This is a genomic window from Paraburkholderia sabiae, assembly GCF_030412785.1.
GTDB lineage: Bacteria > Pseudomonadota > Gammaproteobacteria > Burkholderiales > Burkholderiaceae > Paraburkholderia > Paraburkholderia sabiae.
In genome coordinates this window covers 294413-314660 of the sequence record NZ_CP125297.1, presented here as the reverse complement: position 1 = coordinate 314660, position 20248 = coordinate 294413, and the positions used below count along the sequence as shown (strand labels likewise).

Sequence of the window (20248 nt, the reverse complement as noted above, 5' to 3'; positions counted from 1 at the left end):
GATCACCATCGCGTCCGCCGGCATCCACTAATCTTCAAAACCTGCCGGCCATCAATTCGATGTCTCGACGAAGCGAAAGGACTTCCATATGGTCATCGCGGAGCGCAGCCAACGCGTCGTCTTCGCCTAGCATTTTGAAATGCAGATGCATCCCCGCACAAACTTGTCCGAGCTTCCATAGGTCGGCTTCGATTACTGTTGCGATCTTCGGATATCCCCCACAAGTGTTCGCGTCTGCTAGTTGGATGATCGGCTGTCCTGAGGGCGGAACCTGCACGGTACCCGGGACAATCCCATGCGAAAAAAGCTCCCTTTGCACAACGAGATCGAGGCGCTCCCCCTCAAGTCGATAACCCATACGGTTCGATTCAGGACGGACCGTATAGGGTTCGTGCATAAACCTCTGCGTCGCCTCATAGGAAAAGTCTTTATGCTCTGCGGCAGCAACGCATCGCAACTGAACGGTGTTACCAGAGAGCTCCGAGAACAGATTCTTCACTGCTTGGGGCGCGATACCAAAGTCGGTTCCGTTTCCATGGCTCCCCCTGTTTGGACTGTTCAATGATTTTCCGACAGGCAGCACATCACCGCGCTTCAGCCCCCGGCCGTTCATACCGCCGATACCAGCCCGCAGGTCAGTTGATCTTGAGCCCAGCACTTCCGAGACAGCGATGCCACCTGCGACCCCTATATAGGTCCGCCCTCCTTTCGCCGGCGGCTCGATCGATAAGGTATCGCCCGCAGAGACCCATCGGCACCAGTACGGCGCGAGCGATCTACTGCCCACTTTCGCCGCGCCTGGTGCCCCGGTGACCGCAATGAGCGCGTCGATCTGAAATTCGACTCGGAAAGGAAAAATGCCGATTTCTATCGCGGCCGCGTCCTGTGTGTTTCCGACCATAATGTTGGCGAGCCTGCATGACAATGCGTCAAGCGGCCCGCCTATACTTACGCCCATTGGCATACACTCCATCCGGCCCGCATCGACGACCAAGTTCAATGCCCCGTTACTTTTCACTTCAATCATGAGAGGACCTTGCGAACATTGAATCGAACCAAATCGCCAGCACTTAGGAGACAGGGCTGACTAGAGTGGGAATCAAAGATTGCCCGCTCCGATCTCCCAAGTGCATGCCATCCGCACGGTGCTGTCATTGGCAGAATCGCGGCCTGCGCACCCGCGATGATGACTGAGCCGCAAGCGAGGCTCATCCGAGGATTCGCGCGGCGTTTGGTTTGCAGGGCGTTCGGCAGCCCGGTCATGTACGGAAACCCCGGCATTGAGCCAATGCATGACACGGTGTAAGTAGCCTCACTATGGGAACGAATCAACTCCGCGACCGTCATGCCGAGCCCGTCAGCAGTTGTGACGAGATCTGGCCCACCTTCTCCCCCGTAATCCACGTCGAATTCGAAGGTCTTTTGTGTCTTCTCGCTGTGCTCCGCCCGCTGCCAGAGGTCCAACGTTAGTTCTCGCGCATCCTGAGGCGCAAGTTCGAGAGGGTCGAAAAGAACCAGCAGGTTGTTGACGCCAAGAATCGCTTGTCGAATGGCGCGGGTTCGCATATCTGAGCCGCGCAAGCGCTCTGCCAACCATACGAGCCGCGACTGAACATCGCTGTCGTACGATTCCTTCGACGGATCGAGAAGAATTCCTCCCACACCGGCGCTCGATATTCGCAAGGGAACATTGAGCGGAAGAGCTTGTTCTGAGTCAACGATGGAATCGTCGAGTCGATCAACTGTGGCCATTGAATCTCTCTGTGGTGCACGGCGCTAAAGAACGCGCTTCGGCCGCTGAGCGGCGACTGTTAAGCGGCGTATCGAATCAACTATTTGCCTTCTATATGAACGGTTTCGTCACTGCCAAGTCGCTAGCGACGCCGGGCCTAGCTTAGTACCGGCATCGCCCCATGCCTCTAGAACTTGTGACGAATGCCTACTCGACCGACTACCTGTACATTTGTGGTCGACTGAGTGCCAGCAGCGTTCTGATAGATTGCCGCGAGGGCGCCGCCGGAGGCGTGCTGATAGACGCCCATAATGTACACATCGGTCCGCTTAGAAAGGAAGTAGTCGACTATCGCATTGACTTGGCTATAGCGAGGATTCGCACCGCCATTGTTCACAGTGCCGTCGGTGAACGTGTAGCCGCCGGCAAGCATGAGCGACGGCGTCATGAAATACTTTGCCCAGACTTCGTAGTTGTTGAAACGAGCAAGATTGCCGGAAATTCCGTTCGCGTCATCAAATCGCGTGTTAGTGAAATTAACACCAACTTGACTTGTATCGAGGAACGTAAACGTGCCGCCGACTGCAATAGTCTGCATGTTCGAGGGCGCTCCAACGAAGCCCATGATCCCGGTTGTTGATGAGTTCGGGGTAGTAGGCGAGCTTGCCTGGAAGTTCCCATCCGGAAACTGGGTAGCCGGATTTTTTGCGAAGAAATATGCCGCACCGAGATAGAAGGGGCCGTAGACATAGCTTGCGCCGGCGCCAACGGAACTGTTCTGACCGAAATGTCCCGCGACGCCTCCAAACGCATACATGCCCTCGGCTGCGAACCCTCCCCATCGCGGGCTGACGTATTTCACCGCGTTATTGATCCGAAACCCGTTGTCGGTGTTATCGAAATCGCTGGGATGGGAGAAAAATGACCCAGCTTGACCGTTCAGAGTTGTCTGTTGGATCACGTCCACCAGCGGGTCGTACATGCGACCGACCGTGAATGTACCGTACTTCGGGTTGGTGAGACCGACCCAAGCCTGTCGTCCGAACTCTAGGCCGCCTTGGCCTAACTTTCCGTTAAATACGTTGAAGCCATTTTCCAACTGGAATGTGACCTTCGTTCCGCCGCCGATATCTTCCGCGCCACGCAAACCCCAGCGACTACCCTGATTCACTCCGCTGACGGCCTGGACGACTGAATGTCCTCCAGAGTTGTTGACATAGTCGATGCCTGCGTCAATGATCCCATAGAGCGTAACGCTGCTCTGAGCAAAAGCTGAGCAACTAAAGGCACCAAATGCGGCGGCGGTGAGGACTGTCCTTTTCATAGAATCTGATCTCCGGCGGCAATTTTTAAGGTTTGATATTTGTGTTCAAAACGGCTATGGGTAAAAAAAGTCCTGTGCGTCGTGATCGCTCACAACGAGGACAGTCGTGCACGTCACCTTTGTTTGGCGCGTGAAGAAACCCGCTCACTCCGAACGTTCGACGCCGATTGCGGGCTCTGTAGCTTGCACCCGTTGAGTTGCAGTACTAAACGACCGCGCTGAGTACGGTTTCGCTACGAAAGTCGAATCTGACCTACTCGAGAGCGATTACTGCCTCAATCTCTACCTTTGCTCCTTTCGGCAATCCGCTGACCTCAACGCATGCACGAGCGGGAAAAGGCTTCTCAAAGAACTGCGCATACCGTTCATTCATGTGCGGAAACGAGCGTAGATCCGTCAGGAAGATTGTCGTCTTCACGGCTTCACTGAGGGACGCTCCGGCAGCTCGAGCAATTGCATCGATGTTCTTTAGGCACTGTACGAGTTGCTCGGCTGGATCGTCTGAGACCATAGCCCCGGTTTCCGGTACCAGAGGCAACTGACCGGACACGAAGAGGAGATTTCCGTATTTCACGGCTTGCGAGTAGGGGCCAATGGCCTGAGGGGCGTCCGGTGTAGCAATTTCGGATAAAGATTTCATGGCGAGGATAAGAGTCGGGATACAAGCTTTGCTACGGCTTGACCGCCGCAGCGGTCAATTACCGTTCATTCAGTCACGTAGCCGGCGTGTTGATCGTTTGTCAGTGCGTCGCCGTCCCGATCCGCCGGTGCGCCGTAGCCCCCGCCTCCGGGAGTCTTCACCACAAGTCGATCCTCAGCCTTGATAACAAGCGCGCCCTTGCCTGGCAAAGAAGTTCCATCCGAAAGAGATAGTTCGCCCGCACTGCCCGCTCGCCCCCCCTGGCGTCCACGGGCTGGATGATCAATCCGGTCGAACGCGGCGAACAGCGTGAAGTCGTGACCGTCCAAGCTGCTTATTTCCATGTCTTGGCCCAAACCACCGCGCCATTGCCCTGCACCGCCCGACGCCTCTCTAAGCTCGCGCTTCCAGAACAGCAAGGGGGTAGAGCTTTCTACAATCTCAGTAGGCGTGCCCCGCACGTTGCTTGGAAAGGATGTGGCCGAAAGACCATCAAGTCCCGGCCGTGCGCCGCTTCCACCGTTTGTAACGATGGAGATCGCATAAGGGTCGTCAGTACGTCCACCGCGGAAGGTGAGCGTCCACTGTGTTGACGCGCCTTCACTCGGAGTGGGACACGACGGCAGCAACTGCTGCACGCATCCGAATACTACGTCCGGAAGCAGGAGGCCGATAATGTGGCGGCACGCCACAGGATGCGGGCGTTCGGCGTTCACGATCGACGTGTTAGGTGCCGAGACGCGGAATAGGGATAGTCCCCCCTCGTTATTGGGCAGGTCGGGCGCAATGCTGCACACGAGCGCGTATGCAGTCATAGCGGTCGTGTAGTTCAGTGGAACGTTGATGCCTTTTTTGGAAAGGCCGGAAGTCCCTGTCCAGTCGAAGCTCACACCGGTGTCGTCGACCTTCAATGTGCCTACGAGCTCGACAGGTGCTTCAAAGCCATCGATCGTCATTGTGTACGTTGCCGTACCGTACGGGAGCGCCTCGATGCGCTCGGCCATTGCGTTTCTGGACGTGGTGATTATGTGGTCGGCGACCTCCGACAAGTCGTCGAGACCGCTTTCGTTGAGCAACTCCTGGAGTCGACGCTCCGCAGTTTCATTCGATGCGATGAGCGAATAAATGTCGCCCTCCAGCTCCGTTGGAACCCGGGAATTTGCTTTGGCGACTGTCATCAGCGTCTCATTGATAACGCCCTTCTCCGCCAGCTTCATGATGGGTACATAGACGCCTTCGCAGAAGACATCCGACCCCTCGGTGCTCAATCCGATGCCACCGACATCCGTCATGTGGCCGGTGCACGCGAATAAAGCGACTACTCGGCCGCCCCTGAAGGCAGGCGTAACCACCAAGTAGTCGTTCAGGTGGCCCGTCCCCTTCCACGGATCATTTGTGACGTAGATGTCTCCGGGACACATCGCATCAACAGGGATCGCATCGACGAAAAAGAAGACAGCACGTGCCATTGTATTGATGTGGCCGGGTGTACCTGTCACAGCTTGGGCGAGCATCCGACCCTTAGTATCGAAAACTCCGGCCGACAAGTCTCCGCACTCTCGTACGATAGAACTGAACGCAGTACGCAGCAGCGTCTGGGCCTGTTCTTCGACAAGCGACATCAGTCTAGTCCAAATGACCTGTTTCTTAATGGGGGAAAGCGTTGCTTGATCTTTCATGGTTAGGCCTGTTCCTTCTTCGTGAGCACGAGATTGGCTCGCTCGTCGACGTGACCTTCGAAGCTTGCCGGCACGACCGTACTTGTCTCGTCCTCAACGATCATTGCGGGTCCAGTGAAGCGTGCTCCAGCCTTGAGGAGCTTTCGCTCGTAGATTCGATGCGCAACCATAGAGCCCACACGCGGCTCATAGATTTCACGCTTTATAGAAAACTCAGCTTCGAACGGGCGAACCTGCGGTGCGTCAGCCGCGGCCTCTGCCGTCCAAGTTGATTTCGACAGGCGCAGTTGCCAGGACACCACCTCCATCTCACCGTCCGGTATCACCCGCCCAAAGAGCCGTGCATACTCGGCCTCAAAGCCACTGCTGAGGGAAGTCGCTGACGCAGGAAGATCCTTGATCTGAACCGCCACTTCGTATCCCTGTCCGCGATAGCGCATGGCGCACGAGAAGGATGCAACCAGTGACTCCTGCTCCTTTAGATCGCCCGCAAGCGTTTCTCCCCTCTTCTGCAACGTTGCAAGCAGTTCGTTCACAGCTCCTTCGTCGAAGCTCTGCAATGAAGTCACTGCTGTCTGCACCAGGTCGACCGCGATTGGTGCACGGAGAAAGCCAAGAGCCGAACCAACGCCCGCGTTTCGGGGAATGATGATCGTGTCAATGCCCAGCTTCTCGGCTAGGCGCCCAGCGTGAAGAGGAGCGGCACCTCCAAACGCGATGATCACGTGCTCCGACAGCTCACGGCCGAGCTCCGCAGCATGCACCCGCGCTGCGTTAGCCATCGTCTCATCAACGATCTCTACCACGCCAAATGCCGATTCGGTCGTGCCGAGCGCCAACGCGTCGCCGATTACCCGTTTAATCGCAATTTCGGACGCCGATGTGTCCAGGCGAATACTGCCTCCCGCGAAATTTTCCGGGTCCAAGCGACCCATCAAGAGGTCTGAATCCGTGACAGTAGGTTCCTCCCCACCGCGGCCATAGCATGCAGGCCCTGGTTCGGAGGCCGCGCTGCGCGGACCCACGGCGATTCGATTCATGCGGTCAAGAGACGCGATGGAGCCGCCCCCCGCGCCGATCTCTACGAGTTCAACCACCGGCGTGCGTAACGGTAGTCCGCTACCCTTTTGGAAACGGCTCTGCCGGTCCACTTCGAACAGCGGAGCGACATGCGGCTCACCATCTTGTATGAAACAGATCTTGGCAGTCGTGCCGCCCATATCAAAAGACAGTACCTTGGGTAGGTCGAGCTCCTTGGCAATGGAAGCGGATAGCACAGCACCTCCCGCCGGACCGGACTCGATAAGGCGGATCGGAATGCGCTTTGCAATATCAAGTGGCATAACACCACCGGCGGAGCCCATCAGTAAGGCGGGAGCCGTCAGTCCAATCTCATCAAGGCTGCTTCGCAGCTTGTTCAGATACTGCTCAACGATAGGCTGAACGTAGGCGTTCGCAACGACTGTAGAGAAGCGCTCATATTCCCGAATCTCGGGGCAGACTTCACTTGACACGCTGATAGAGAGGTGTGGGAGCCTTTCAAGGAGCAGATCGCGGGCACGCTCCTCATGTGCGCCATTAGCGTATGCGTGGATGAAACCGATTGCCACGCTTTCAACACGTGCTTTTGTCAACTGCTCTGCTAGCGCGTCAAACGCTGCTTCATCAAGTGGCAAAAGTACGTCGCCGGTCGCCGACACGCGCTCTTCAACCACGAAGCGCCTTTCCCGGGGAACAAGTGGAGTTTGCTTGATGAGCATCAGGTCGGTAGGCGCATATCGCGTTTCATAACCGATCTCGAGCACATCGCGAAAGCCCTTGGTTGTGAGGAATGCCGTCAACGCCCCGCGACGTTCGAGTACAGCGTTGGTCGCGAGCGTCATCCCATGTACAAACAGCGACACCTCCGCGGTTGACACGCCGGCAGTGCGGAGAACGTGCTGCACACCGGTGATGATCGCCTGCTCTGGAGCGTCGTAGCGTGTCAACGTCTTAGTGGACCACCGCTCGCCGTGTCCTTCGAGAACAATGTCAGTGAACGTGCCTCCGATATCCGCCGATAGACGGAAATCGCGTTGCTCGACGTGGTCTTGCGTATACATTTGGTGCCTTTGATTGCCAATCCGTTAATAAATTATGTCGAACGCGATTGCAGCGGGTAAATGCGAAAGAAAGCGAGCTATATGCGCCAGATGCATCGAGCACTTCGATGAAGTCGTTGACCGTTACGATCCATCTGATGCAGGCTGGAATCGAGATTCGCCGCTTGCGTCTCGTTACGTGCTACCGCGATCTGCTTCGGAACAACGCCCCCGCGGGGCCCTGTACTTGGCGGTTCAATAGCTTGAGCACCGCCCAAAGGGTCGCCTGATTGCTTGTGAGCACCGGCTTTTTGACGACCTCTTCCAGGTGTTGGACCAGTTCGAAAGCGCGCAGATCTGTGCAACTGACGACAATGGCCTCAGCATCGGGCGAGTCGGCCTCTACGACCAAGCGCTCGATTTCCCCAGCCGTGATCTTGCGAATTTCGTTGCCCGAACGCAGCAAAGCGTGACTTGACACAACCTTGTAGCCGTTACTTTCAAAAAACCGGCACTCCGCCTTCGTTACATCTGCGGGATAGGGTGCCGCTATGGCGACCTTCGACACAGACAACGTCGCCAAGGCGTCCAGCAAGGCTGCCGACGTTGTAACGGCCCGTGAATCAGTAAGCGACTCAATTCTCGATGTGATATTCGCAAGTGCGCTGTTCCCGTCCAGAAACGTCCCGCTGGTGCATGCGTACACCACAACGTCCGGGACGATGGATGCGATCAAGCGACACGCATCATCCACCTGCGCGTTCATCGCTCGCAGGTCCTCGGGAGTTGAGACCTTCATGAACACCCGCGTAGCGAAGACGCCTACGTCGCTCGGCGCATGTCGAATGAAGTCAGGCTCAGTGGTCGTGTTCAGGGACGGAAGAATCAGGCCCACTCGTGGGCCTTCCATACGGGGATCAGACGTCATGGGCGGTGTAACCTCTTCTTAAAGTCCCGTTCTCTTCGAAGCCGAACAGGACGTCGCAGTGAGGGGCGCGCAGCTAAGACTGGGGTGGTCACTGCGCAACGAACTTGTTGATTCAGACGGTTGATGCCATCACTTGCTGAGAACGCTATTCGAGTTCCTTGCCAGCCGTCTCGGGCACAAGAAAAACGGCGCCGGCAGCTAGTAGGTAGAAACCTGCTGTAATGGAGAGGGCGCCACCGATGCCATACCACTCGCTAAGCAAACCGATGACTGCCGGAGCAAAAGAGCTAATTCCACGGCCGAAGTTGTAGCAAAAGCCAACGCCAAAGCCTCTGCAACTCGTAGGAAACACTTCAGAGAGCATTGGGCCGAAGCCGGCGAAGGCACCAGCCGCGAAGAACCCGACGAACGGCGAGAGCACCAGTAGCGAAGTCTCGTCTCGTACCGAAGAAAGCAAATAGATCATGACGCAAGAGACGATCACGTACACAGCGAAGATCGGGCGGCGGCCAAACCTGTCGGCCAAGACGCCGAAGATTGCGTTACCGAACCACGCAGCGATCATGGCCGGGATCAAGAATCCGGACGATTTTGCGATGCTCAGACCTGCGCCGCCTTTCGCGAGCGGAAGGCTGAGATAGCCGGGAAGCCATGTGAAAAGGCCCCAGTAGCCGCACATAGTCAAGGTGCTAATCAAACACATCATCAGCGTCGGGCGACGCATCCTGCCTCTGAAGATTTGCATGTAGTCCGCTTTCATGCGGTTCTCCGCGCGAGCTCTGAGGTACAGCGGACTCTCATCAACGTGTCGGATGATCCAGAAAATGAGCAGACCAGGGATCACGCCTAGAAAGAACAGCGTCCGCCAACCGAAAACAGGAAGAACCAGTGCAGAGGCGGCCGCGGCGCCAATGTAGCCGAGCGACCACCCAGCCTGCATTACTGATAGCGCCTTTGCCCGGTGCTTAACTGGCCACGATTCTGAAATAAGAAGCACGGAAACCGTCCACATCCCACCCCAACCGAGTCCGAGTACGGCGCGCGTTACTGCAAGCTGATTAAGGTTTTGGGTGAACGCGCTCAATCCTGCGAATATTGTGAAGACCGTGATACAGAGGACGATGGACCGCTTGCGACCGATCTTGTCGGCGACTGGTCCAGACACGACACCGCCAATCGAACACGCCAAAAGTGACACGGTTGCAAGGAACCCTGCCTGAAGCGTCGTCAAGTTCCATTCGTGAAGGATGGTTGACAACGCGAAAGCGTAGACCATGACGTCAAATGCATCGAGCACGTTCCCTAACACTACAGCAGCAAGGGCCCACCAATGCTTCGGAAGGACGTCAGCTCGCCACGACCCCTTCGTTCCTGAGCGCGATGCGCTCGTAGTGCCTACACCTTCGTCGGTTGCGGGGCGCACCGACCGGCTCGATTCTTCCAACATGTCTCATCCCCATCTAGTTGTCGACCCGCCAATGCAGCGATCGAGGTTCACAGCTTCAGATTGATATGTCGAGAATGATCGCCAGGATCATCAAACGCAAATACGTCAATATTGCCCGCTTATGCGCCCGATGCATGATCGCGAGGCGATTCGGAGCAACGCCCCGTCGGACGGGCGTGTGCGTCCGGCACGGCGGCACCGATTCGCCGCGAAAAACCACCCAGATAGGGGTCTTCCCTACTCTTCGCGCTGAGTCTCATGCGGGCGATGCATAAGGCAGCCACGAAAACGAATTTGGGAAAGAAATTATGACGCGCCTACACTCGGCCACGATCAAAGGAGATGAAGATGCTCGTAGCCGAAAAGCAGGAACTCAGCCTGCCACTTACGCCGTTCCGCGACGATTCGCCGCTTGACCTGTCGCTCGAAAACGTAAGAGAGGTGTTTCCGATCACCCGCAGCCGCGCTTACCTGAATAACGCTTCCATCGCCCCGGCCTCAACGCTTGTAATGTCGGCGATGGATCATTTTATGAGTGATGTTCGAGACAACGGACGAAACCGCTATCCGCTGTGGTGCGACTATGCGGAGACAGCCATCAAAGGGCGCGTGGGAGCAATGATCGGCGCTAAAGCTAGCGAGATCGCTTTCGTTAAGAACACCACGGAGGGCCTAGTGACCGTCGCCAACGGCTTGGATTGGCGCAAAGGCGATAATGTGCTCTTGCCTGACATCGAGTATCCCTCGAACGTTTACTGCTGGATGAAGCTGGCGAAGCTCGGCGTCGAGATCCGCTGGATCAAAGCAAGAAACGGTCGGATTGAGCTTGATGACATCGCTGCGTTGATGGACAGTCGTACCCGCCTCTTGTCGCTCAGCGCAGTACAATTTTCGAATGGGTTCAAGCAGGACCTCGCTGCTGTGTCGGAGCTCTGCTCCAAGAAGAAGGTGCTTCTGAATCTTGACGCCATCCAGTGGGTTGGCAATCAGGCCTTGAACCTAGCAGAGATACACGTTGATTTCCTGTCATTCGGCGGCCACAAATGGTTTCTCGCCCCGATTGGCACAGGTATCTTCTATTGCAACGAGAAGTCGATCGACCTGCTCGACCCGCCTAGCGTTGGATACCATACGGTTGATCGCGGGGAAGCCCACATGGACTACATCCTCGACTATCGCCCGGGCGCTGCACGATTCGAGGAGGCGTTGGTGAATTTTCCGGGGATCTGGGGGCTTGACGCGGCCGTTCGCATGCATCTTGCCGTTACACCGATCGCCGCTCAAGAGAAAATTGCTTCTGTCGTAAGCTACGCTGCCGAGCGATTGCAGTCTCGAGGGTGGCGCATCATCAGCCCGCGCAGCCATCCGGGTGAAACCTCTGGATTGCTTTCCTTCACGAAAGAAAGTCTTGACGTTGAGAAAGTGGCAAAGTCGATGAACTCTGCGGGAGTGGACCTAGCTGTTCGAGCGGGTGCCCTTCGTATTTCCCCGAGCTTCTACAACGACGAAAGCGACATCGACCGGATGATGGCGGCACTCGAAAGCTGCTGAAAATCGTTCGATGTTGGTCTCTATGAGATACGCCCGGTAACCAGACGGGCGTAAGCGTCTTTGTAATCGGCCCAACAAATTTACACCGGCGTCTTTACTAGACGCTGGTCGATCTTCACCCGCCGCGCTCGCTTCTGGCCGATCGCTGCCGGTTAGGCGTTTGAAGTGCGTCGGTCCCTAGCGTGTTTCACAACGTTTGCTGCCTCGGTGGGCCGACTAACAGGCTCTCCGGCAGTAACGCCCTCCCTCCCACGATCCTCCTATCGACAAATCGATCCGTTGCGCGAACTTAGCTTGTATGCTATGTACATCCGGTCTAGCGCACACAGGTCGATCAGCAGACAACGATTTTCGTTGCACTGTCGCGTTGATCGCTTCAACGGCACGTTCGCACGCGCTGCCCAGTTCGGCCGAAAGACCTAACAGTGTTTGAGTGGATGGAAATGATGGAGATCAGACTCGAATGGTTGAGGGCGTTCCGCGCCATCATGCAGACGGGAACAGCGACGGGAGCAACAGCGCTCGTATTTCGTACCCAACCTCAAGTTAGTCGAATGATTTCGGGTTTGGAGTCTTCGTTGGGCTTTCAGCTCTTCACTCGTGAAGGCCGGCGCTTGATTCCGACTGCCGACGGGCTTCGATTCTACTCGCACATCGAACCCCTACTAGCAAACTTCGACCGCCTCTCCGGCTTCGCGGAGGATATTAAGGAAAAAAGAGGTCGTCCGCTTGTCGTCGCCGCCGAACCTTTTTTACTCGCCCATCTCGTTCCCTCATCGGTTGAGCGCATGCACCGCGCTGAGGGTACGCATTTTGCAATTGATCTCTGTGTTAGAGAGGTTGGGCTCTGGGTCTCTCGCAGCAACGTAGACATCGCCATCGTCGCCCTGCCGTTTACGCAAACAGACCTCGAGCAGTTCAGCTTCGCGGAAGTAGAGCTAGTTGCCACGCTTCCGGAGGGACACCCGCTCTGCGACAACGAAGTCATCGACATCACTGATCTTGCGGCGCAACCGTTTATCGCGCTCAGACAGACGACGTTGCTACGCTCCCAGATCGATATGGCCGCAGTGCGACTTGGCAAGCCCTTTAGGCCGATTATGGAGACCGGCTCAGGTGCGACCGCGTGCGAGCTCGTAGCACGTGGGATCGGAGTGTCGATTTCGGACCCTGTTCTTGCCTCGGCTTACCGCGAACGTGGGGTGGTCGCACGGCGACTGTCCATGCCCCTGAAAGTCACCTACGGCTTTCTCGTGAATCCGGCAGCCGCTGGTGCTCAGGTCGTGCAGATGGCCCGGCATGTACTCGAAACTGCTGCCTCCCTCGCTGGCGACTTTGTATCGATCCAGCCATCCGTTTTCGAGCGGATGTCGGGCGCGTTGAGCGACCGCAACCGCTCGGCCACCGACGACGTAGTGAATTGGGAAAGCATGTCGAATCACCACGGGAATGATGAAAAGCAGTGATTTCGTTCCTGCACTCGCTTCGGAACGGATGGCAGTGCGAGCGGCTATTCGATGAACAGCATCAGAGTGTCCGCAAGCAGTATCGCATACACCCTCGACGCGTCCCTTCGTACAACTGATCGCCACCGTCTTACCTAGCCGGGTGAGCCCAACTTGCCGTTGCGGCAGCTGAACTCTGATTCCGAATGCGCCGCCCTGGCGCAACGCTCCAGGCACGTGCACCGCTCGGTCGACGTACAAATCACCGCTGCATACCAGGGTTATCCCTCGAAGCAGGCGCGTTTTGTTAAGCAATAGCTGTCGTTTGCGACGTCTTTTGCTTAACTCCACAGAAATGACGGGACCGTCGCGACCTCACCAAAGTTGGCACTCCGGGCAGGAAGCGAACCGGAATGATCGAAAAATCGAGTCGCAAACGCAGCTATTAAGATAACTATTCTTATCTTTAGGTGCCGGTTTTTCATCTAAACTGCACTGATGGAAAATCGCCCTGTCCACGATATGACCCCTCTTCCCGGGGAGCCCGCTGGCTTTCCGGACGCGGATGAACTCGCGGTGCTGCGCGCGTGGTACGCCGGCGTGCCGGTCCGGCAGGCCGTAGAGCGCTATCTGCCTTCGGCGCTCGGAAACGGAAGGTCGGCGCGCGGGGTGCTCGGCCGTATTCGCCGCAAGCTGCTCGATGTCGCGTGTGCGGTCCACCGGGACGATCTGGCCGCCCTTCTCTCGCATCCCGCGCAGGAGCGCGAACAGCATGCGAAGACCATGGCGCACGCGGTCAACGTGCTGCGCACGGCGCGCCCGCCCGAACCGCAGATCGCCGACGACATCGCACAGTGGTTCACTCCCCGCGCGGTGCGCGTGCTGCACGCACACGGCATCACGACGCTCGCCGATCTGACCGTGCGCATCCCGCGCCGGCGCCAGTGGTGGAAAGCCGTGCCGGGGCTCGGCGCGGCCAGCGCCCGGACCATCGAGGCCTTCTTCGCCGCCTGGCCCGCCCTCACGGAAAGAGCCCGCGCGCTGGTTGTCGCCAGCCAGCGTGGCGACATCGTGCCGCGGGAAACCCTCAAACTGCCCCACGAGGTCGACGGCTCCGCTGGCACGTTCCGCGCGCCGCCCGCGACCTGCACGCTCAACGCGTCCAACGACTACCAAGCCGTACAGACGTGGCTATCGCTGCACGAGTCGCCCGCCACGCAGCGAACGTATCGCAAGGAAGCAGAGCGGCTGATCCTGTGGGCGATCGTCGAACGCGGCCGTGCGCTGTCGTCGCTGACGACCGAGGATGCGATCGCGTACCGGACCTTCTTGCGGCACCCGTCGCCGCGCAGCCGCTGGATCGGCCGGGTGCGACCGCGCACGTCGCCCGACTGGCGGCCGTTTAACGGCAGCCTGTCGGCGCGCTCGGTTGCGCACGCGCTGTCGATTCTTGGCGCCCTGTTCCGCTGGCTCATCGAACAGCGCTACGTGCTGGCTAACCCCTTTGCGGGCATCAGGGTGCGCGGTGGCAAGACGGCGTCCGTGCTCGATGCATCGCGCGCCTTTACCGACGGCGAATGGGCGCTGGTGCGGACGATGGCCGACGGGCTTGAGTGGTCTGACGGCTGGACGGTACCCGCCGCGCAGCGGCTACGCTTTCTGCTCGATTTCGGCTTTGCGACGGGCCTGCGCGCGGGTGAACTCGTCGGCGCGACGCTCGGCCACGTTGAGACGGATGCACGCGGCGAACACTGGCTGCGCGTCACCGGCAAAGGCGGCAAGATCGCGCGGGTGGCGCTGCCGCCGCTGGCGTGGGAGGCACTGGCCCGCTATCTGGCCGGGCGCCAGCTGCCGACTACTCCTGCGCGCTGGCGGCCGGACACGCCGATCATCGGCAGCCTGGAAACGGACAGTGACGCGGCCATCAGCAGTGTGCGGCTGTGGAGCGTCCTCGAGCGCTTCCTGCTGCTTGCCGCCAATGCGATCGAGACCGATCACCCGCCGCTCGCACAGAAGCTGCGACGCGCGAGCCCACACTGGATTCGCCACACCCACGCTACCTTCGCGCTTGCGCACGGCGCCGAGCTCACCACGGTGCGCGACAACCTGCGGCACGCCTCCGTTTCCACGACGTCCATTTATCTGCACAGCGACGAAGTGAAGCGCGCGCGGCAGATCGGCGAGGCTTTCGATGTCAGAAAATGAGGGAAGCGAACGGATCGATTGCGAGAATTACGCAGCACCCAGTTTACAATAAAATGGGTGCTGTACAATTATAGAATCAGACGCAGGATCCCCAGCGCGAGCTGGCCTTTACGGAGCGAAAACGATGCGGCCCGATCAGATGACGGCTACCGAGCGCGCGGCCCTCGAGCGCCTGCTTGAGCACGCGCGCGGCGACACCCACCAGAGCCGGCGCGTGGCGGATTTCCTGCTGGCATGGTGGAATGCCAGCGCGTGCGGCGCGTACGATCTTACAACGGGGTGGTCCGTGGACGAGGCGATTGCCGAGGATCTGTGCGTCGTGTTCCGGCTTGCCACACGCGCGAACAGCTACCCCGATACGCTCGGCTACGGCCCGCAGTTCGAGGCCGTCGTGCGTGCCTAGCGTCCCGAGCTCATCAAGGAAGACTGACATGGCAACCGAAACCATCGACCAGAAAACCCTCTCCCAGCTCGTGGAAGCAGGCGCTGTACGTGCGGCGCATGTCGTTGGCCACGGCAACGGCTGGACGATCTCGGCACACTATGGCCGGACTGAGCGTTTTCTCGCGGCCAAGCGCGGCGACGTCCGTGTGTTTCGCAAGCTGGAAACGCTGGTGAGCTTCCTGCGCGATATGGGCATCAGCCACTTCGACGTGGACGCGGCCGGCTACGATCCACAGGCAGCCGAGCGCGTCACCCGACCCGATCGGTCTGCCGCGCTCAAGGAGGCACACGCCGCACGCGCGTATGACAGGTGGTTTCGTGAGCAGGTGCAGGAGTCGCTCGACGACCCTCGCCCAAACGTGCCGCACGCACAGGTGCAGCAGGAGATGGTTGAAAAGAAGGCGGCGCTGCGCAGGAAGATCGCCCGAGCCGGGGCTAAATCTTGATCGTCGAGTGGCGCCCGAAGGCACGCGAGGATCGCAACAGGCTTTTCGACTATATCGCGCAGGACAACCCCACCGCCGCACTTGAGCTGGATGACCGGATAGAACGACAGACCGACGCGTTGCCCGCGCGTCCTGAGTTGTACAAGCCCGGACGTATTCGTGGTACCCGTGAAATGGTACTCACGTCCAACTATGTGCTCGTCTATCGGATCAGAAAACAGGTGGGTTTGATAGAAATCGTGCGCATCATCGGCGCACGGCAACGCTACCCAAGGGGCAAACAGGGATCTTGATTGATCGCGCCAAAAGTCCCTCTCGAACGGGCGCCGATCGTGTTCAACAGGCGGATTCAGGGGGCATCGTCTGCTACGGATATTCATTCAACGCGCGTGTGCTATGGAAACCCTCGATCTCGAACCTCGAGTACTCGCCGATCGCCGCGGCGTCGCGTTCGCTCTCGCCCACGCGAATAGCAGGGTGCAGTGCGTGATCACGCTCACGACGCTGCAAGCTTACTTCTGGCTTGATCCCCGGGCCAGCGAAGCTCAGGTGCTGAAAACGTTCCGCGATGGATACGGGCGCATCCGTGCGATCGCCGAACGCAAGCTGCTCGCTCATCCCGCTGCGAAGCTCCAACTGACGCCAGACGATTTTGCACGACCCTGATCGCTAAGGCGGCGGAAGCCGGATGAGTCGGCACTTCGCGCCGACCGAAAAAAGCCCGCCATCTGACTGATGGCGGGCGTGTACGACATGCAGCCGAAATGGCCAGTCAGGCCGGCACCTTACGCCGCGTTGACAGCGTCCTTGAATCCTTTCCCGGCGGTGAACTTGACGGTTTTAGCGGCAGGTATCGTGAGCGTCTCGCCCGTCGAAGGATTGCGGCCCGTACGCTCAGCCCGGGCGCCCGTTGAGAACGAACCGAAGCCTATCAGTTGCACCGTCTCGCCACGCGTCACCGCAGCAGTCACAACCTCGAGGATGGCATCAAGGGCCTCGCCCGTGCTGGACTTGCTTTCGCCCGTGCTGGCGGCGACTGCGTCGATGAGTTCCTGCTTGTTCATATAAAACCCTCTCCTTGTGGCTCCCGCCCACGGCGGGATATGTGCAAACCTAACGCATGTGCATGGAGCAATGCAACTCGTAAGGTCCGCAGGAAGCCGTGTTTCCGGATATCAACGAATTTTCAAGTGAAAGCGAGATACTTGCGTACTCAACGTGTTCCGAGGCGGCGCTCCTGATGCGCCTCACAAAGGGCAACCTCGGACTCCTCTTCGTCATCGGTTCTTCGAAAAAGGCCCCTCGCCATGAAACCGACCATTGATAGCGGAACCCAACTCGGACTGTTTGCCCATCAATCTCTTGGTGCCCCTACGCACACCGTGCGGGGGGTTACTTGTACCACTCCGCCCTGATGGCCGCGAAGTCCATGTCCTTCCACTCCTCCTTCCAGAGCTGCCAGTACGGGATATCGTTGGAAGATGGGGCGTCAGCGCACTGGTCGATCTGGACGATCGACGGAAGGATTATGGATTCACCGACCAGCAGCGCTTCACCTTGCCGGAACGACGTCATCTTGTCGATCAGCGAGCCGAGCGAGTCCGGAAGCAGCTTCTTCACGTACCCTTGGTCCGCTGGATTGGTAAGGCGCATCGCAATAAAGTTGCTACATTGAGAGAAGATCGTTTCGGATATCTCGGAGGGGCGCTGGCTGGCAAGCAACAAGGTAACGCCGTACTTCCGTCCCTCCTTCGCGATCCGCTCAATGGAGACTTTGGATGAGCGGTACTTGGATAGCTCGCTGTTCGGGACATACTTGTGTGCCTCTTCGTAGACAAGCAGGATTGGCACGTCGTTGTTAACCTTCTCGTTAGGGTCCTTGGCACAGCGCATACGCTTGTAGACATACCCGTACTCGAAAACGAGGCGCGAGATGAGTGAGACCGTTATGCTCAGCACCTCGAATGGAACTCCGCTGAGGTCAATGACGGTCACGTTCGAATTTCCTTTCGAAGGGTACCCGAGCAGTTTTTGGAGCGTTTCTTCAAACGTGATGCTCTTTGATTTCTCGCCGAGGAAGAAATCAAGCCGACTGTCGTTGACCTTGTTTTCGAGCCGATTCACGAAATTGGTCAGCTTCCCGTAAAGGCTGCCCTGTGTGTATTTTGGCTGACCGGCCTTTTCCTTGTTGCTAGCCGCGTAGACTTCTCCAGTATCGACCATCTCTTCGTTCTTTGCGTTTGCGTACGCAAGCACTTCTTTGATGTCGAATAGGATAGGCGTGTCGAGGTGGATCTTTTGTTTTTCGGCCTCGGAACCACTGAACTTTTCGCGGCGGTCCCTGATGATCGCTTCCTTGAAAATGTTTCTCTGGTTGTGGTCATTAGCTTCAGTGTCGAGGAAGAACTCTTCCAGCTCTTCACTGTTCAGCATCCAGTACGGCAAGATCAGGTTTGAGATGTCGATGTGGTTTGCCGAAGGGAAGGCTGACTTGTACTCCGAGTGGATGTCGAAGACGATCACGTGCGAGTTGTTGAGCGAGAAGTCGCCGTTCTTTTCTTTTACCGCGTTCTGGATGACGGTAGCGAGGGTATGCGACTTGCCTGACCCCGTGGAGCCGACCACGGCGATGTGCTTGTTGAAGAACTTGTTTCCGTTGACGGGAACGGGGACGTTCTTGTTCGACGCCAGCGTCGCAAAGCGGAACCTCTCCGCTTCAGGCACTGAGTCGTCGTAAATCTTCTTGATATCAGCGATGGTCGCGGGCTGGACTTCCTTCGGCGGGATCGCGAGCGAATCGCCGCCGCGCTCGAATTTGCCGTCCCTCAGGATGCCAAGCGGGAAGGCTTCGATGATGTGGTCCCGTTTCCCGTCCGAACTGACGGCGATCTGGAAGTTCTCGATAATGGCTATGAGGATCGCGTTCTCGTTGTCAGCGATCTTCACGTAAGAGCCGACTTTCAGCGATTCTTCCGCTACCTTGAAGTCTTCGAGGTCGTCCACAACGATGCGTACCTTGTCGGGGAAGACTGCGATTACCTGGGCGTTGATTTGCTCTTCTTCCTGCGCGTTTGCCATGTTCATGTGCCTACGGTTAGATGATGGATTTGACGTCCGAAAGCCGCTCTACCTGAATCTTGACGTGCCGAACTGCCGGCTTTTCGTAGTCGAAGTAGCCGCTGCCCAGGTGGAACTGGTAGATGCGTCGGGTCTTGGTAACGGCATCCACGGTTTGCTCAACGTTAGGAAGGGTGTTCAGGACCTTGATCTTTACCCCATTGCCATGCGTGGCTTTCTGCGTGATTGAGTGATAGCTGAAGTCCGCGCCTTGGAAGTCGTGGCCGTCAATGAGCTTGAACCCTTCCACGCTCAGCTCTCTCTTCAGCGCGAGCAGCTCGTCGTCTGGTACGCCGTGGACGTAGATGTACGGGCAGAAGGGGGAGGGCTCTCGCGCGGACAGCTTCGCCCACTTCCTGGAAAGCTCGAAGAAGAGGTCCTTGAGGTCGCTCCGAACGTACGAGCCAGCAGCGTCCGCCTCGACTAGGAAGAAGCGCTCATGCGGGGATACGTTGAGCTCCGTGAAGTATTCCTTGCGGAGCGCCGCAAGATGTGCCTTCTTGCCCTTCTTCTCTATGAACCACTCATTGAACAGGATCGTGGAGGTGTTGATTCTTGTTAGGAACTCCTTCTTCGTGATTCTCCGGTCCTCCGGCACCGGTTTGATCGAGAGCTCGCGGATAACGGCTAGTGCGTTGTTGTAGTAGAAGTATTCGGCCGAGAACGACGTGCCTCCGAAGATAGCTCGGACGGCTTCGAGTACCTCGCGGTATTGTTCGTCAAACTCTTTCGCCCTAACGTCGATGGTGAAGCGTTTCAGGAATTCCTCGAGATCCGCATCGGAAAGGCCAAGCTCCGAATAGTGGTAGCGCGTAACCTTGGTAGTGCCTTTCCCCTCCGAGTACGTGAGGAAATGTTTTTTCAGGAAATCGACGTCGATGCCTCCATCCAGTTTTTCCTGACCCGAGGCGTAGTGGCCTTTAATAGAGTAAGAGATCTTTGGTTTTGTTCCCGCCAAGCTTTCTTTGAAATGGGACACCATGTGCTTTACCGCATCTTTGATCACGGAGTGGTTGTATTCCGTCTTCGCGTAATACTTGCATTGCGTGGCCGTAACGTCCGTTGCGGTCCGGATGTCGATGTCTTCGGTGCATTCGATCTCGACGGAATCGTCTGGTGACGCCAGTTGCAAGATGCTGAGGATTGACAGATCGAACTGGTAGAAATATCCCCGAATAGTGTCTACGGCGCTTCTGTCAGTCATGGTAT

18 protein-coding genes are annotated in these 20248 nt (G+C 57.7%); 7 read left to right on the top strand and 11 right to left on the bottom strand.

Annotated features, from left to right (window positions below):
• Positions 1 to 34: 34 nt before the first annotated feature.
• From QEN71_RS41205 to QEN71_RS41170, 8 genes are all read right to left on the bottom strand, one after another.
• A complete protein-coding gene (locus QEN71_RS41205; RefSeq protein WP_201658846.1) occupies positions 35 to 1027 on the bottom strand; it encodes a 5-oxoprolinase subunit C family protein in 993 nt (330 codons plus the stop codon).
• Positions 1024 to 1752, bottom strand: coding sequence for a 5-oxoprolinase subunit PxpB (gene pxpB, locus QEN71_RS41200; RefSeq protein ID WP_201658844.1), 729 nt, complete (start codon positions 1750 to 1752; stop codon positions 1024 to 1026). Before pxpB ends, QEN71_RS41205 begins: the two co-directional genes overlap by 4 nt.
• Positions 1753 to 1919: 167 nt before the next feature.
• Positions 1920 to 3056 carry a porin gene (locus tag QEN71_RS41195; protein ID WP_201658841.1) on the bottom strand — a complete coding sequence of 379 codons (1137 nt, stop codon included), beginning with the start codon at positions 3054 to 3056 and terminating at the stop codon, positions 1920 to 1922.
• 253 nt (positions 3057 to 3309) lie between these two features.
• The gene (locus QEN71_RS41190) at positions 3310 to 3696 is read right to left on the bottom strand and encodes a RidA family protein (protein WP_201658838.1); all 387 of its coding nucleotides are present in this window, start codon (positions 3694 to 3696) and stop codon (positions 3310 to 3312) included.
• A 65-nt stretch (positions 3697 to 3761) separates the two neighbouring features.
• The gene (locus QEN71_RS41185) at positions 3762 to 5375 is read right to left on the bottom strand and encodes a hydantoinase B/oxoprolinase family protein (RefSeq protein ID WP_201658835.1); all 1614 of its coding nucleotides are present in this window, start codon (positions 5373 to 5375) and stop codon (positions 3762 to 3764) included.
• Positions 5376 to 5377: 2 nt separating this feature from the next.
• Positions 5378 to 7477 carry a hydantoinase/oxoprolinase family protein gene (locus QEN71_RS41180; protein WP_201658832.1) on the bottom strand — a complete coding sequence of 700 codons (2100 nt, stop codon included), beginning with the start codon at positions 7475 to 7477 and terminating at the stop codon, positions 5378 to 5380.
• Positions 7478 to 7658: 181 nt separating this feature from the next.
• A complete protein-coding gene (locus tag QEN71_RS41175; RefSeq protein WP_201658829.1) occupies positions 7659 to 8351 on the bottom strand; it encodes a maleate cis-trans isomerase family protein in 693 nt (230 codons plus the stop codon).
• Positions 8352 to 8529: 178 nt separating this feature from the next.
• On the bottom strand, positions 8530 to 9831 hold the full coding sequence (locus QEN71_RS41170) for an MFS transporter (RefSeq protein ID WP_201658826.1): 1302 nt from the start codon (positions 9829 to 9831) through the stop codon (positions 8530 to 8532).
• Positions 9832 to 10179: 348 nt separating this feature from the next.
• Between QEN71_RS41170 and QEN71_RS41165 the strand changes: the two genes are divergently transcribed.
• The 7 genes from QEN71_RS41165 to QEN71_RS41135 all read left to right on the top strand — a co-directional run bounded on the left by QEN71_RS41165 (position 10180) and on the right by QEN71_RS41135 (position 16588).
• Positions 10180 to 11382 (top strand): aminotransferase class V-fold PLP-dependent enzyme, encoded by a 1203-nt coding sequence (locus QEN71_RS41165; protein ID WP_233472083.1) that lies wholly within the window; start codon positions 10180 to 10182, stop codon positions 11380 to 11382.
• Between the two features lie 425 nt (positions 11383 to 11807).
• Positions 11808 to 12848, top strand: a complete 1041-nt coding sequence (locus QEN71_RS41160; RefSeq protein ID WP_201658820.1) for a LysR substrate-binding domain-containing protein — start codon at positions 11808 to 11810, stop codon at positions 12846 to 12848.
• Positions 12849 to 13349: 501 nt separating this feature from the next.
• Entirely contained in the window at positions 13350 to 15032 is a 1683-nt protein-coding gene (locus QEN71_RS41155) for a site-specific integrase (RefSeq protein ID WP_201658817.1), read from the top strand.
• Positions 15033 to 15156: 124 nt separating this feature from the next.
• Positions 15157 to 15435 (top strand): DUF7673 family protein, encoded by a 279-nt coding sequence (locus QEN71_RS41150; protein ID WP_201658814.1) that lies wholly within the window; start codon positions 15157 to 15159, stop codon positions 15433 to 15435.
• Between the two features lie 28 nt (positions 15436 to 15463).
• A complete protein-coding gene (gene relB / locus QEN71_RS41145) occupies positions 15464 to 15922 on the top strand; it encodes a type II toxin-antitoxin system RelB family antitoxin (RefSeq protein ID WP_201658812.1) in 459 nt (152 codons plus the stop codon).
• Entirely contained in the window at positions 15919 to 16215 is a 297-nt protein-coding gene (locus QEN71_RS41140; protein ID WP_201658809.1) for a type II toxin-antitoxin system RelE/ParE family toxin, read from the top strand. Before relB ends, QEN71_RS41140 begins: the two co-directional genes overlap by 4 nt.
• A 103-nt stretch (positions 16216 to 16318) precedes the next feature.
• The gene (locus tag QEN71_RS41135) at positions 16319 to 16588 is read left to right on the top strand and encodes a DUF1488 family protein (RefSeq protein ID WP_201658806.1); all 270 of its coding nucleotides are present in this window, start codon (positions 16319 to 16321) and stop codon (positions 16586 to 16588) included.
• 119 nt (positions 16589 to 16707) lie between these two features.
• Here the strand turns inward: QEN71_RS41135 and QEN71_RS41130 are convergent, their stop codons facing one another.
• From QEN71_RS41130 to QEN71_RS41120, 3 genes are all read right to left on the bottom strand, one after another.
• On the bottom strand, positions 16708 to 16986 hold the full coding sequence (locus QEN71_RS41130) for an HU family DNA-binding protein (protein ID WP_201658803.1): 279 nt from the start codon (positions 16984 to 16986) through the stop codon (positions 16708 to 16710).
• 328 nt (positions 16987 to 17314) lie between these two features.
• Complete coding sequence (locus QEN71_RS41125) at positions 17315 to 19006, bottom strand: ATP-binding protein (protein ID WP_201658800.1); 1692 nt, start codon at positions 19004 to 19006, stop codon at positions 17315 to 17317.
• 10 nt (positions 19007 to 19016) lie between these two features.
• On the bottom strand, positions 19017 to 20243 hold the full coding sequence (locus tag QEN71_RS41120; protein ID WP_201658797.1) for a DUF4297 family anti-phage-associated protein: 1227 nt from the start codon (positions 20241 to 20243) through the stop codon (positions 19017 to 19019).
• Between the last annotated feature and the right edge of the window lie 5 nt (positions 20244 to 20248).